This is a genomic window from Vibrio sp. MOR3, assembly GCF_001557775.1.
In the GTDB taxonomy this organism is placed as follows: Bacteria; Pseudomonadota; Gammaproteobacteria; order Enterobacterales; family Vibrionaceae; genus Vibrio; species Vibrio jasicida.
This window is the reverse complement of the sequence record NZ_LNRD01000017.1, coordinates 37,644-50,585: the sequence shown is the minus strand read 5'-3', so window position 1 is coordinate 50,585 and position 12,942 is coordinate 37,644. Positions and strand designations below refer to the sequence as shown.

General features: G+C 46.3%; 14 protein-coding genes. All 14 read left to right on the top strand.

Features of this window, described 5'->3' with window-relative positions; translation table 11 throughout:
- Positions 1-10 precede the first annotated feature (10 nt).
- The gene (gene mnmG / locus ATB76_RS23200; protein ID WP_061036168.1) at positions 11-1,906 is read left to right on the top strand and encodes a tRNA uridine-5-carboxymethylaminomethyl(34) synthesis enzyme MnmG; all 1,896 of its coding nucleotides are present in this window, start codon (positions 11-13) and stop codon (positions 1,904-1,906) included.
- Positions 1,907-2,542 carry a 16S rRNA (guanine(527)-N(7))-methyltransferase RsmG gene (rsmG, locus tag ATB76_RS23195; RefSeq protein WP_061036167.1) on the top strand — a complete coding sequence of 212 codons (636 nt, stop codon included), beginning with the start codon at positions 1,907-1,909 and terminating at the stop codon, positions 2,540-2,542.
- Between the two features lie 10 nt (positions 2,543-2,552).
- Complete coding sequence (locus ATB76_RS23190; protein ID WP_038870193.1) at positions 2,553-3,326, top strand: ParA family protein; 774 nt, start codon at positions 2,553-2,555, stop codon at positions 3,324-3,326.
- A 23-nt stretch (positions 3,327-3,349) separates the two neighbouring features.
- Complete coding sequence (locus ATB76_RS23185) at positions 3,350-4,231, top strand: ParB/RepB/Spo0J family partition protein (protein WP_061036166.1); 882 nt, start codon at positions 3,350-3,352, stop codon at positions 4,229-4,231.
- Positions 4,232-4,420: 189 nt separating this feature from the next.
- Positions 4,421-4,810 (top strand): F0F1 ATP synthase subunit I, encoded by a 390-nt coding sequence (locus ATB76_RS23180; protein ID WP_038870191.1) that lies wholly within the window; start codon positions 4,421-4,423, stop codon positions 4,808-4,810.
- A gap of 8 nt (positions 4,811-4,818) precedes the next feature.
- Positions 4,819-5,631 carry a F0F1 ATP synthase subunit A gene (gene atpB / locus ATB76_RS23175; RefSeq protein WP_020195196.1) on the top strand — a complete coding sequence of 271 codons (813 nt, stop codon included), beginning with the start codon at positions 4,819-4,821 and terminating at the stop codon, positions 5,629-5,631.
- Between the two features lie 55 nt (positions 5,632-5,686).
- Positions 5,687-5,944 carry a F0F1 ATP synthase subunit C gene (atpE, locus tag ATB76_RS23170; RefSeq protein ID WP_005372317.1) on the top strand — a complete coding sequence of 86 codons (258 nt, stop codon included), beginning with the start codon at positions 5,687-5,689 and terminating at the stop codon, positions 5,942-5,944.
- A 56-nt stretch (positions 5,945-6,000) separates the two neighbouring features.
- Positions 6,001-6,471: a F0F1 ATP synthase subunit B gene (gene atpF, locus ATB76_RS23165; RefSeq protein WP_005451032.1), complete on the top strand. Its 471-nt coding sequence runs from the start codon at positions 6,001-6,003 to the stop codon at positions 6,469-6,471.
- A gap of 14 nt (positions 6,472-6,485) precedes the next feature.
- Positions 6,486-7,019, top strand: a complete 534-nt coding sequence (gene atpH, locus ATB76_RS23160; protein WP_038870190.1) for a F0F1 ATP synthase subunit delta — start codon at positions 6,486-6,488, stop codon at positions 7,017-7,019.
- Positions 7,020-7,032: 13 nt separating this feature from the next.
- The gene (gene atpA / locus ATB76_RS23155) at positions 7,033-8,574 is read left to right on the top strand and encodes a F0F1 ATP synthase subunit alpha (RefSeq protein WP_038870189.1); all 1,542 of its coding nucleotides are present in this window, start codon (positions 7,033-7,035) and stop codon (positions 8,572-8,574) included.
- A gap of 44 nt (positions 8,575-8,618) precedes the next feature.
- Positions 8,619-9,485, top strand: a complete 867-nt coding sequence (atpG, locus tag ATB76_RS23150) for a F0F1 ATP synthase subunit gamma (RefSeq protein WP_038870188.1) — start codon at positions 8,619-8,621, stop codon at positions 9,483-9,485.
- A 35-nt stretch (positions 9,486-9,520) separates the two neighbouring features.
- Positions 9,521-10,924: a F0F1 ATP synthase subunit beta gene (gene atpD / locus ATB76_RS23145; RefSeq protein ID WP_038870187.1), complete on the top strand. Its 1,404-nt coding sequence runs from the start codon at positions 9,521-9,523 to the stop codon at positions 10,922-10,924.
- An 18-nt stretch (positions 10,925-10,942) separates the two neighbouring features.
- On the top strand, positions 10,943-11,365 hold the full coding sequence (locus ATB76_RS23140; protein ID WP_005429758.1) for a F0F1 ATP synthase subunit epsilon: 423 nt from the start codon (positions 10,943-10,945) through the stop codon (positions 11,363-11,365).
- 149 nt (positions 11,366-11,514) lie between these two features.
- Positions 11,515-12,876, top strand: a complete 1,362-nt coding sequence (gene glmU, locus ATB76_RS23135) for a bifunctional UDP-N-acetylglucosamine diphosphorylase/glucosamine-1-phosphate N-acetyltransferase GlmU (RefSeq protein ID WP_061036165.1) — start codon at positions 11,515-11,517, stop codon at positions 12,874-12,876.
- Positions 12,877-12,942: the final 66 nt, after the last annotated feature.

The window sequence follows — 12,942 nt, the reverse complement described above, 5'->3', positions numbered from 1 at the left end:
AGGTCAGTTCATGCTTTATCACGAAAACTTTGACGTCATTGTTGTCGGTGGCGGACACGCAGGAACGGAAGCCGCGCTCGCATCTGCACGCACAGGACAAAAAACGCTTCTCCTTACCCATAACATCGATACATTAGGCCAAATGTCTTGTAACCCAGCTATCGGTGGTATCGGTAAAGGTCACTTAGTAAAAGAAGTGGATGCTATGGGCGGTTTGATGGCAGAAGCTATCGACCATGCAGGTATTCAATTTCGAACACTGAACGCCTCTAAAGGTCCGGCAGTACGTGCAACACGTGCACAAGCGGACAGAGCTCTGTACAAAGCGTATGTTCGCGATGCATTAGAAAACGCCCCAAACCTTACTTTGTTCCAGCAATCGGTTGATGATCTAATTGTTGAGCAAGATCGAGCGGTTGGTGTGGTTACGCAAATGGGTCTTAAATTCCGAGCTAAAGCGGTGGTACTCACCGTTGGTACTTTCCTTGGCGGAAAGATCCACATTGGTATGGAAAGCTCATCTGGTGGCCGTGCTGGGGATCCACCGTCGATCGCATTAGCGGATCGACTGCGCGAACTACCGTTCCGTGTGGATCGTCTAAAAACGGGCACACCACCACGTATTGATGCACGCAGTGTTGATTTCTCAGTGCTTGAAGCACAACATGGTGATAATCCAACGCCTGTATTTTCTTTCATGGGTAATCGTGATCAACATCCACGTCAAATCCCATGTTTTATTACGCACACCAATGAGCAAACTCATGAGGTGATCCGTAATAACCTCGATCGTAGCCCAATGTATGCGGGTGTGATCGAAGGTATCGGTCCACGTTACTGCCCGTCTATCGAAGACAAGGTGATGCGCTTTGCAGATAAAAACAGCCATCAGATTTTCATCGAGCCAGAAGGTCTAACAACGCACGAGTTATATCCGAACGGTATATCCACCAGCCTGCCATTTGACGTACAAGTGCAAATTGTTCGTTCAATGAAAGGTTTTGAAAACGCACATATCGTTCGTCCAGGCTACGCGATTGAGTACGATTTCTTCGACCCTCGTGATTTGAAGCAAACGTACGAAACCAAATTCATCAGTGGTCTATTCTTTGCTGGGCAAATTAACGGTACGACTGGTTACGAAGAAGCTGCAGCGCAAGGTTTAATGGCTGGCCTGAACGCTAGTCTGCATAGTCAAGACAAAGAAGGTTGGAGCCCACGCCGTGATCAAGCTTACATGGGCGTGTTGATTGACGATTTGTCGACCATGGGTACCAAAGAGCCATACCGCATGTTTACGTCTCGTGCTGAATACCGTCTGTTGCTGCGTGAAGATAACGCCGACTTACGTTTGACGGAAAAAGCGCGAGAACTTGGTTTGATTAATGATGTTCGTTGGGCGCGTTTCAATGAAAAAATCGACAACATGGAAACCGAGCGTCAACGTCTGAAATCGACGTGGATGAATCCGAATTCTGCAGGTATCGATGAGCTAAACAAGCTATTGAAAACGCCAATGGCACGTGAAGCTAGCGGTGAAGATCTTCTTCGTCGTCCTGAGATCTCGTATTCACAACTGACGCAACTTGATGCGTTCACACCAGCACTCGACGATCAACAAGCATCAGAGCAAGTTGAAATTCAAGTGAAATACGATGGTTACATTAAGCGCCAGCAAGAAGAGATTGAAAAATCATTGCGTCATGAGCATACCAAGTTACCAACTGATCTGGATTACAAAGACGTGAAAGGTCTTTCTAATGAAGTTGTAGCTAAGTTGACGGAAGCAAAACCGGAAAGTATCGGGATTGCCTCTCGAATTTCAGGTATTACCCCTGCGGCAATTTCTATTTTGCTGGTTCACTTGAAAAAACACGGCTTGCTGAAAAAAGGCGAGGACGAGTAAATGAGCGCACTACGCACAAAACTGGATGCCCTAATCGAAAAAACCGATTTAGAGGTATCTGAAAAACAACGCGAGCAGTTGGTCGGCTATGTCGAACTGCTCGACAAGTGGAACAAAGCGTATAACCTCACATCGGTTCGTGATCCACTTGAGATGTTAGTGAAACATATTCTTGATAGCATAGTGGTTAGCGCTCACTTACAAGGCGAGCGTTTTATCGATGTGGGTACTGGCCCTGGTTTACCAGGTATTCCTCTGGCCATAATGAGTCCTGATAAAATGTTCTTCTTGCTAGATAGTCTAGGCAAACGCATTCGTTTTATTAAACAAGTGGTTCATACGCTAGGTCTGAAAAATGTGACGCCTATTCAAAGTCGTGTCGAAGAATTCCAACCAGAAGAAAAATTTGATGGCGTTCTGAGTCGAGCTTTTGCTTCAATGACGGACATGGTGGAATGGTGTCACCATCTGCCTAAACAAGATAACGGGGTGTTCCTAGCACTGAAAGGACAGCACCCTAAAGATGAAATGGATCAGCTTCCTGAATGGTGTAGTGTGACAGAGATCATATCTTTAGCTGTTCCTGAGTTGGAAGGTGATCGTCATCTAGTAATCTTATCGCGCAAGGAAAATTAGCGAGGTAATCGTGGGTAAAATAGTAGCAATCGCCAACCAGAAAGGTGGGGTCGGCAAAACAACAACGTGCATTAACTTAGCAGCTTCGATGGCGGCAACAAAGCGCAAGGTTTTGGTGATCGATCTCGACCCTCAAGGTAATGCTACTATGGCCAGTGGTGTCGACAAATACATGGTTGACGCCACGGCGTATGATCTTCTGGTTGAAGATACCCCGTTTGAACAAGTGGTTTGCACTGAAACCACTGGTAAATACGATCTTATCGCTGCGAACGGAGACGTTACCGCTGCGGAAATCAAGTTGATGGAAGTGTTCGCTCGCGAAGTTCGTTTAAAAAACGCACTTGCGCCAGTTCGCGATAACTATGATTTCATCTTTATTGATTGTCCTCCTTCTCTAAACCTTCTTACAATCAATGCCATGGCCGCAGCCGACTCTGTGCTGGTGCCGATGCAATGTGAATACTTTGCGTTAGAAGGTTTAACTGCTCTTATGGATACAATCAGCAAGTTAGCGGCCGTGGTCAATGAAAACCTCAAAATCGAAGGTTTACTGCGTACGATGTACGATCCACGTAACCGCCTGTCTAATGAAGTATCCGATCAACTTAAAAAACACTTTGGTAGTAAAGTTTACCGTACCGTGATCCCACGTAATGTGCGTTTGGCCGAAGCGCCGAGCCACGGTAAACCGGCAATGTACTATGACAAGTACTCCGCAGGCGCCAAAGCGTATCTTGCTCTAGCGGGCGAAATGCTCCGCCGCGAAGAAATCCCAGTTTAACTCTAACCTAAGGAATTCATCCCATGTCTAAGCGTGGTCTAGGAAAAGGACTGGATGCGCTGTTGTCGACCAGTTCGCTGGCTCGTGAAAAACAGCATATTGCATCGCACAGCCAAGCATTGTCGGCAGATGGTGAACTGACGGATTTAGCGATCGGTCAATTGCAACCAGGTGTTTACCAACCGCGTAAAGATATGGCGCCAGAAGCCCTAGAAGAGCTAGCGGCTTCGATTCAATCACAAGGCATCATTCAACCTATCGTTGTACGTCAAGTCGCAGGCGGTCAGTTTGAAATTATCGCTGGTGAGCGCCGTTGGCGCGCTGCTAAGCAAGCAGGGTTGAAACGTGTTCCTTGCTTGGTGAAAAAAGTTGAAGACCGAGCAGCCATCGCAATGGCGCTGATTGAGAACATTCAACGTGAAGACTTGAATGTGATTGAAGAAGCGCAAGCGCTTGAGCGTTTGCAAGATGAATTCACGCTGACTCATCAGCAAGTGGCCGATGTGATTGGCAAATCAAGAACGACCGTCAGTAACTTATTACGTCTGAATCAATTAGAAATTGACGTAAAAGGTCTGGTCGCCAATAAAAAATTAGAAATGGGTCATGCTCGAGCAGTGTTGGCTTTAGAAGGCGAACAACAAATTGAAGTAGCCCTGCAAGTCGCTAAGAAGCAAATGACAGTTCGCCAAACCGAACAGTTAGTAAAAAAGTGCTTAGCGCCACAAAATGAGCAAAAAGCGCAACAAGAAGATACCGAAGCGGAGCAAATGTCGCATAAATTGAGTCAACTGCTTGATGCTAAGGTTTCTTTGGTCCGTTCTGCAAACGGCAAAGCGAAAGTGACGATAAGTCTTGATGAGCCTCACAAATTGGATCAACTGATTGCCAAGCTAGAGGCCTAGATGAGATAATTGATTTAGGTCAATTAATCAATTTAATCGAATTTTGTGTGAAAGTTGTCGGATTGTAAACAAAACTGTAAGTTTTTGATGCAATATAATTGCATTCAATTGTTCTCACCGTATAATTTTCGCCAATTTCCCTGCACATAGAGTTTAGTGCGAAGTGGATATTACTAGAGGTACGAATACATGGTAGCTGCGTTAGCTAGACCAGGACGAGAGCTCGCAAAGCAATTGTTAATGATCCAGTCTGGCGCGGTTATTTTTGTGGCGGCAGGAATGGCGGTGGCCGTGAATCCTGAATGGGGATTTTCAGCGTTGGTTGGTGGTGGCATTTTTGTCGTTGCCAATGCAGTATTCGCGCTCTTTGCTTTTATGTTTAGTGGGGCTCGCGCTGCAAAGCGTATTGCAGCTTCATTTTTCACAGGCGAAGCTCTGAAAATTCTCATCACGGTTGCGCTATTCTACGTTGCCTACATGTATATGCAGGTGGAACTTGTTCCCCTCAAACTAACCTATTTGCTGGTACTAGGTATTAATATCTGTGCACCAGTGCTATTCATTAACAACAAAAAATAGGATGAGTTATGGCTGCGCCAGGTGAAGCGCTAACATCGTCCGGATACATTGCCCACCACTTATCAAACCTTTCTTTAGCTAAGTTAGGCTTGGTAGCGGATGAAGCAAGTTTCTGGAACGTACATATCGATAGCCTGTTTTTTTCTTGGTTTACTGGTTTAATTTTCCTCGGAATTTTTTACAAAGTAGCGAAGGGAACAACAGCGGGTGTACCGGGTAAGCTTCAGTGTGCTGTAGAAATGATCGTTGAATTTGTCGCGGAAAACGTCAAAGACACGTTCCATGGACGCAACCCACTGATCGCGCCTTTAGCACTGACTATCTTTTGTTGGGTATTCTTGATGAACGTGATGGACTTAGTCCCGATCGACTTCTTGCCTTACCCAGCAGAGCATTGGCTAGGTATCCCTTACCTTAAGGTTGTACCGTCTGCTGATGTGAATATCACCATGGCTATGGCTCTAGGCGTTTTCGCATTGATGATTTACTACAGCATCAAAGTGAAAGGTCTAGGTGGATTCGCAAAAGAACTTGCACTACATCCATTCAATCACCCACTAATGATTCCGTTTAACCTACTGATCGAAGTGGTATCGCTACTAGCGAAGCCTCTTTCTCTTGGTATGCGTCTATTCGGTAACATGTTCGCGGGTGAGGTTGTATTCATTCTTTGTGCGGCAATGCTACCATGGTACTTACAATGGATGGGTTCACTACCGTGGGCAATCTTCCATATCTTGGTTATTACGATTCAAGCCTTCGTATTCATGATGTTGACAATTGTTTACCTGTCAATGGCACACGAAGACGCTGATCATTAATTTTTTAAGCTTTTTATTTGGGCACTAAGCCAACAACTATAAATTGGAGATAGTAATGGAAACTTTACTGAGCTTTTCTGCAATCGCCGTAGGTATTATCGTCGGTCTTGCTTCTCTTGGTACAGCGATTGGTTTCGCACTGCTAGGTGGTAAATTCCTAGAAGGTGCTGCACGTCAACCAGAAATGGCTCCTATGCTACAAGTTAAGATGTTCATCATCGCAGGTCTACTTGATGCGGTTCCAATGATCGGTATCGTAATCGCGCTACTATTCACTTTCGCAAACCCATTTGTGGGTCAACTAGCAGGCTAATTAACAACTCTGTTAATTGTATTTTTGTAGTTGATTCTTAAAAGGGAGTAGCTGTTGTGAATATAAACGCAACTCTGCTAGGTCAAGCAATCTCGTTCGCACTATTTGTGTGGTTCTGCATGAAGTATGTATGGCCACCGTTGATGCAAGCGATCGAAGAACGTCAGAAGAAAATTGCTGATGGTCTTCAAGCAGCAGAACGTGCTGCAAAAGACTTGGATCTAGCACAAGCCAACGCTTCTGATCAGATGAAAGAAGCGAAGCGCACAGCAACTGAGATCATCGACCAAGCGAATAAGCGTAAGTCTCAAATTATTGATGAAGCTCGCGAGGAAGCTCAGGCAGAACGCCAGAAAATCCTAGCGCAAGCGGAAGCAGAACTTGAAGCTGAACGTAATCGTGCACGCGATGAGCTGCGCAAACAAGTTGCTACTCTGGCTGTAGCTGGTGCCGAGAAAATCCTTGAGCGTACTATCGATAAAGACGCTCAGAAAGATATTCTCGACAACATTACTGCAAAACTTTAAGTCTGGGGGCGCATATGTCTGATTTGACTACAATCGCACGCCCCTATGCTAAAGCAGCTTTTGACTTTGCTGTAGACAAAGACCAGTTGGACCAATGGGGCCAAATGTTGTCTTTCGCTACTGAAGTTGCCAAAAACGAACAAATGAATGAACTTTTAACCGGTTCTGTTTCCGCCGAGAAAATGGCAGAAATTTTTGTTGCAGTTTGCGGTGAACAAGTTGATGCGCACGGTCAAAACCTGATTAAGGTTATGGCTGAGAATGGTCGTTTAACGGCCCTTCCCGATGTTTGTGAGCAATTCTTCTTATTGAAGAAAGAACATGAGAAAGAAATCGATGTTGAAGTCATTTCAGCAAGCGAACTCTCTGATGAACAGCTAGCAAATATTGGCAGCAAACTTGAAGTGCGTCTTGAACGCAAAGTGAAGCTGAATTGCAGCGTAGATGAGACCCTACTTGGTGGGGTTATTATTCGAGCCGGAGACCTAGTCATCGATGACTCAGCGCGAGGTCGTTTGAACCGCCTGAGCGATGCATTGCAGTCTTAATGGGGATTGGAGCATGCAACTTAATTCCACGGAAATTAGCGATCTAATCAAACAACGCATCGAATCTTTCGACGTTGTTAGTGAAGCTCGCAACGAGGGTACTATCGTATCGGTAAGCGATGGTATCATCCGCATCCACGGCCTAGCGGACGTGATGCAAGGTGAAATGATTGAATTACCGGGTGGCCGTTATGCACTAGCACTTAACCTTGAGCGTGACTCGGTTGGTGCGGTAGTAATGGGCCCATATGCTGACCTTAAGGAAGGCATGAAAGTTACAGGTACTGGCCGCATTCTTGAAGTGCCAGTTGGTCCAGAACTACTAGGTCGCGTAGTAAACACGCTAGGTGAACCTATCGATGGTAAAGGTCCAATCGAAGCAAAACTGACTTCGCCTGTAGAAGTAATCGCACCAGGTGTAATCGACCGTAAATCGGTAGACCAACCTGTACAAACTGGCTACAAATCAGTTGACTCAATGATCCCAATCGGTCGTGGTCAGCGTGAACTTGTAATCGGTGACCGTCAGACTGGTAAAACAGCAATGGCGATCGACGCGATTATCAACCAGAAAGACTCTGGTATTTTCTCAATCTACGTAGCAATCGGTCAGAAAGCATCGACTATCGCTAACGTAGTTCGCAAACTAGAAGAGCACGGCGCGCTAGCTAACACTATCGTTGTTGTTGCATCTGCTTCTGAATCTGCAGCGCTACAATACCTAGCGCCATACGCAGGTTGTGCGATGGGTGAATACTTCCGCGATCGCGGTGAAGACGCACTGATTGTTTACGATGATCTATCTAAGCAAGCGGTAGCTTACCGTCAGATCTCTCTACTACTAAAACGTCCACCAGGCCGTGAGGCATTCCCAGGTGACGTATTCTACTTACACTCTCGTCTACTAGAGCGTGCAGCTCGTGTAAACGAAGAGTACGTAGAGCGTTTCACTAACGGTGAAGTGAAAGGTAAGACTGGTTCTCTAACTGCTCTTCCTATCATCGAAACTCAAGCAGGTGACGTTTCAGCATTCGTACCGACTAACGTAATCTCGATTACCGATGGTCAGATCTTCCTACAAACTGAGCTATTCAACGCGGGTGTTCGCCCAGCCGTTGACCCAGGTATCTCAGTATCTCGTGTAGGTGGTTCAGCTCAGACGAAAATCATCAAGAAGCTATCTGGCGGTATCCGTACTGCACTAGCTCAGTACCGTGAATTAGCGGCATTCGCACAGTTCTCGTCTGACCTTGATGAAGCAACGAAGAAACAGCTAGACCACGGTCAAAAAGTAACAGAACTAATGAAGCAGAAGCAGTACGCTCCAATGTCTGTATTTGACCAAGCACTAGTTATCTTCGCGGCAGAGCGCGGCTATTTAGCAGATGTTGAACTAAACAAACTGCTAGATTTTGAAGCGGCTCTACTATCGTATGCTCGCGGTCAATACGCTGAATTTGCAGCTGAGATCGACAAGTCGGGTGCGTACAACGATGAAGTTGAAGCTCAGTTGAAGAAGCTGACTGACGACTTCGTAGCAACCCAAACTTGGTAATTAGGTCGGTGGCAGTTTCTGCCACCAACTAACGGAGAGTAACGATGGCCGGCGCAAAAGAGATACGTAATAAAATCGGTAGTGTTAAAAGCACGCAGAAAATTACGAAAGCGATGGAAATGGTAGCAGCTTCAAAAATGCGTCGTTCTCAAGATGCAATGGAAGCTTCTCGTCCATACGCTGAAACAATGCGTAAAGTGATCGGTCATGTGGCAAACGCAAACCTAGAGTACCGTCATCCGTACCTAGAAGAGCGTGAAGCCAAGCGTGTTGGTTACATCATCGTTTCTACAGACCGTGGCCTGTGTGGCGGCTTGAACATTAACGTGTTCAAAAAAGCTGTGACAGATATGCAGGCTTGGAAAGAGAAAGGTGCAGAAGTTGAACTGGCAGTTGTTGGTTCAAAAGCGACAGCATTTTTCAAAAGCAGTGGCGCAAAAGTTGCTGCTCAGGTTTCAGGTCTGGGTGATAGCCCAAGCCTTGAAGACCTAATCGGTTCTGTAAGCGTAATGCTAAAGAAATACGATGAGGGTGAATTGGATCGCCTGTACGTAGTGTTTAACAAATTTGTGAATACTATGGTTCAGCAACCAACGATCGATCAATTGCTACCTTTGCCTAAATCGGACAGCGAAGAGATGCAGCGTGAGCATTCATGGGATTACATCTATGAGCCTGAACCAAAACCTCTACTGGACACACTTCTAGTGCGTTACGTAGAGTCTCAGGTTTACCAAGGTGTGGTTGAGAACCTTGCTTGTGAGCAAGCGGCTCGAATGATTGCGATGAAAGCTGCAACGGATAACGCGAGTGACCTGATTGAAGACTTAGAACTTGTGTACAACAAAGCCCGTCAGGCTGCGATTACACAAGAACTGTCTGAAATCGTATCAGGTGCTGCAGCGGTTTAAGCTTAGGTTAAACGAAATAGTTTAGAGGATTAACGATGGCTACAGGTAAGGTCGTACAGATCATTGGTGCGGTAGTCGACGTAGAGTTCCCACAGAGCAATGTACCTAGTGTATATGACGCTCTAAACGTTACGGACTCAAAAGAACGTCTTGTTCTTGAAGTTCAGCAACAGCTAGGCGGTGGCGTAGTTCGTTGTATCGTAATGGGTAGCTCTGATGGTTTACGTCGCGGAGTTGAAGTGGTTAACACTGGCGCTCCAATTTCAGTACCAGTAGGTACTAAAACCCTAGGTCGTATCATGAACGTTCTAGGTGACGCGATTGATGAGTGTGGTGAGATCGGTGCGGAAGAGCTTTACTCTATCCACCGTGAAGCACCAAGCTACGAAGAGCAATCAAACGAAACTGCACTTCTAGAAACCGGTGTTAAAGTAATCGACTTGATTTGTCCATTCGCTAAGGGTGGTAAAATCGGTCTATTCGGTGGTGCAGGTGTAGGTAAGACCGTTAACATGATGGAGCTTATCAACAACATCGCACTTCAACACTCAGGTCTATCTGTGTTTGCAGGTGTTGGTGAGCGTACTCGTGAAGGTAACGATTTCTACTTTGAGATGCAGGAAGCGGGTGTTGTAAACATCGAGAAACCTGAAGAATCAAAAGTAGCAATGGTTTACGGTCAGATGAACGAGCCACCGGGCAACCGTCTACGTGTTGCTCTGACAGGTCTAACGATGGCTGAGCGTTTCCGTGATGAAGGTCGTGACGTTCTATTGTTTATCGATAACATCTACCGTTACACGCTTGCAGGTACAGAAGTATCAGCACTTCTAGGTCGTATGCCATCTGCGGTAGGTTACCAGCCTACGCTTGCAGAAGAAATGGGTGTACTACAGGAGCGTATCACGTCAACTAAGCAAGGTTCTATCACGTCTGTACAGGCGGTATACGTACCAGCGGATGACTTGACTGACCCATCTCCAGCAACAACGTTCGCGCACTTGGATGCAACGGTTGTACTTAACCGTAACATCGCAGCAATGGGTCTATACCCTGCGATCGACCCACTGGATTCTACATCTCGTATGCTAGATCCATTGGTTGTTGGTCAAGACCACTACGACACAGCTCGTGGTGTTCAGCAGACTCTTCAGCGCTACAAAGAGCTGAAAGACATCATCGCGATTCTAGGTATGGACGAGCTATCTGAAGAAGATAAGCAAGTTGTATCTCGTGCACGTAAGATTGAGCGTTTCCTAACTCAGCCTTACCACGTAGCGGAAGTATTTACAGGTGACCCTGGTGTTTACGTACCTCTTAAAGAGACTCTACGTGGCTTTAAAGGTCTACTAGCTGGTGAATACGATGACATTCCAGAGCAAGCGTTCATGTACTGCGGTTCGATTGACGATGCTATCGAGAATGCGAAGAAGCTATAAGGCTAACTAGGAGGCGATATGGCACCAATAACCTTTCACCTAGACGTAGTAAGCGCTGAGAAACGTATTTTCTCAGGTCGCGTTGAAACGTTTCAGGTGACCGGTAGCGAAGGTGAGCTGGGTATTTTCCACGGCCACACTCCGCTCCTGTCCGCTATTAAGCCTGGTATGGTGCGTATTGTGAAACAGCACGGCCACGAAGAGTTCATTTATGTCTCTGGTGGTATGGTCGAAGTTCAGCCTGGTACTGCTACAGTACTGGCTGATACAGCGATTCGTGGTGAAGATCTAGACGCAGCGAAGGCAGAAGAAGCCAAGCGTCGCGCTGAGGAGCAAATCCAGAATCAGCATGGCGACATGGACTTCGCACAAGCGGCCAGTGAACTGGCTAAAGCCATTGCTCAGCTACGAGTTATCGAGCTGACCAAAAAGCGTCGCTAAGCTCTATTAGCAACGTTGCATGAAAAAGGCGGCCATTTGGTCGCCTTTTTGATTAATTTTAGTAGGAAATTTACATCCCGCCATTAACTATTCCCTTCAAGGTGTTTAAAATAACGCCCAATTAAAACTAAAACGTCAATAGGTTAATCATGAGATTCAGTGCTGTGATCCTAGCTGCGGGTAAGGGTACCCGTATGTATTCGAACATGCCTAAAGTGCTTCACACTTTAGCAGGGAAGCCAATGGCAAAACATGTTATCGATACATGTACTGGCCTAGGCGCACAAAACATCCATTTAGTTTATGGTCACGGTGGTGACCAAATGCATCAGACGCTTGCTGAAGAACCGGTTAATTGGGTACTGCAAGCTGAGCAGTTAGGTACGGGTCATGCAGTTGATCAAGCTTCTCCAAAGTTTGAAGACGATGAAAAAGTACTGATTCTATATGGTGATGTTCCACTGATTTCAGCTGAAACGATTGAAAACTTGCTTGATGCACAACCTACGGGCGGCATCGCGCTATTAACCGTCATGCTTGATAACCCAATGGGTTACGGTCGTATCATCCGTAAAAATGGCCCTGTTGTGGCGATCGTTGAGCAAAAAGATGCGACAGAAGAGCAGAAGCTCATCAAAGAATGTAATACTGGTGTGTTGGTGGCGACAGGCGGTGACCTGAAGCGCTGGCTTGCTGGTCTAAATAACGAAAACGCACAAGGTGAATACTACCTAACTGACGTTATCGCGGCCGCGCACGATGAAGGTCGTGCGGTAGAGGCAGTGCACCCAGTAAACGCGATTGAAGTGGAAGGTGTTAACGATCGTGCTCAACTGGCTCGTTTAGAGCGTGCGTTCCAATCAATGCAAGCACAGAAACTGCTAGAACAAGGCGTTATGCTGCGCGACCCAGCGCGTTTCGACCTACGTGGTGAACTGCAATGTGGTATGGACTGTGAAATCGACGCGAATGTAATCATCGAAGGTAAAGTATCACTGGGTGATAACGTAGTGATTGGTACAGGCTGCGTTCTAAAAGATTGTGAAATCGACGATAACACCATCGTTCGCCCATACAGCGTAATTGAAGGTGCAACCGTTGGTGAAGAATGTACGGTTGGCCCATTCACACGCCTACGTCCTGGCGCAGAGATGCGTAACGACTCTCACGTGGGTAACTTCGTAGAAGTGAAAAACGCGCGTATCGGTGAAGGCTCTAAAGCGAACCACCTAACTTACCTAGGTGACGCAGAAATCGGTCAACGTACTAACATCGGTGCTGGTACCATCACTTGTAACTACGATGGTGCGAACAAGTTCAAGACCATCATTGGCAACGACGTTTTCGTTGGTTCAGACAGCCAACTTATCGCGCCAGTGACGATTGCTGATGGTGCGACCATTGGTGCTGGTACTACGTTAACCAAAGATGTCGCTGAAGGTGAGCTTGTGATCTCTCGCGCGAAAGAGCGCAAAATTACCGGTTGGCAACGTCCAGTTAAGAAAAAGTAAGCTTAATTCGCTTACTTCAAAAAAACAAAGCCGCTCTTGATGAGCGGCTTTGTTGTATCTGGTGTT

Coding starts and splice junctions, on each gene's coding strand:
- mnmG (WP_061036168.1), top strand. CDS start 11: ATGCTTTATCACGAAAACTTTGACGTCATTGTTGTCGGTGGCGGACAC.
- rsmG (WP_061036167.1), top strand. CDS start 1,907: ATGAGCGCACTACGCACAAAACTGGATGCCCTAATCGAAAAAACCGAT.
- ATB76_RS23185 (WP_061036166.1), top strand. CDS start 3,350: ATGTCTAAGCGTGGTCTAGGAAAAGGACTGGATGCGCTGTTGTCGACC.
- ATB76_RS23180 (WP_038870191.1), top strand. CDS start 4,421: ATGGTAGCTGCGTTAGCTAGACCAGGACGAGAGCTCGCAAAGCAATTG.
- atpB (WP_020195196.1), top strand. CDS start 4,819: ATGGCTGCGCCAGGTGAAGCGCTAACATCGTCCGGATACATTGCCCAC.
- atpE (WP_005372317.1), top strand. CDS start 5,687: ATGGAAACTTTACTGAGCTTTTCTGCAATCGCCGTAGGTATTATCGTC.
- atpH (WP_038870190.1), top strand. CDS start 6,486: ATGTCTGATTTGACTACAATCGCACGCCCCTATGCTAAAGCAGCTTTT.
- atpA (WP_038870189.1), top strand. CDS start 7,033: ATGCAACTTAATTCCACGGAAATTAGCGATCTAATCAAACAACGCATC.
- atpG (WP_038870188.1), top strand. CDS start 8,619: ATGGCCGGCGCAAAAGAGATACGTAATAAAATCGGTAGTGTTAAAAGC.
- atpD (WP_038870187.1), top strand. CDS start 9,521: ATGGCTACAGGTAAGGTCGTACAGATCATTGGTGCGGTAGTCGACGTA.
- ATB76_RS23140 (WP_005429758.1), top strand. CDS start 10,943: ATGGCACCAATAACCTTTCACCTAGACGTAGTAAGCGCTGAGAAACGT.
- glmU (WP_061036165.1), top strand. CDS start 11,515: ATGAGATTCAGTGCTGTGATCCTAGCTGCGGGTAAGGGTACCCGTATG.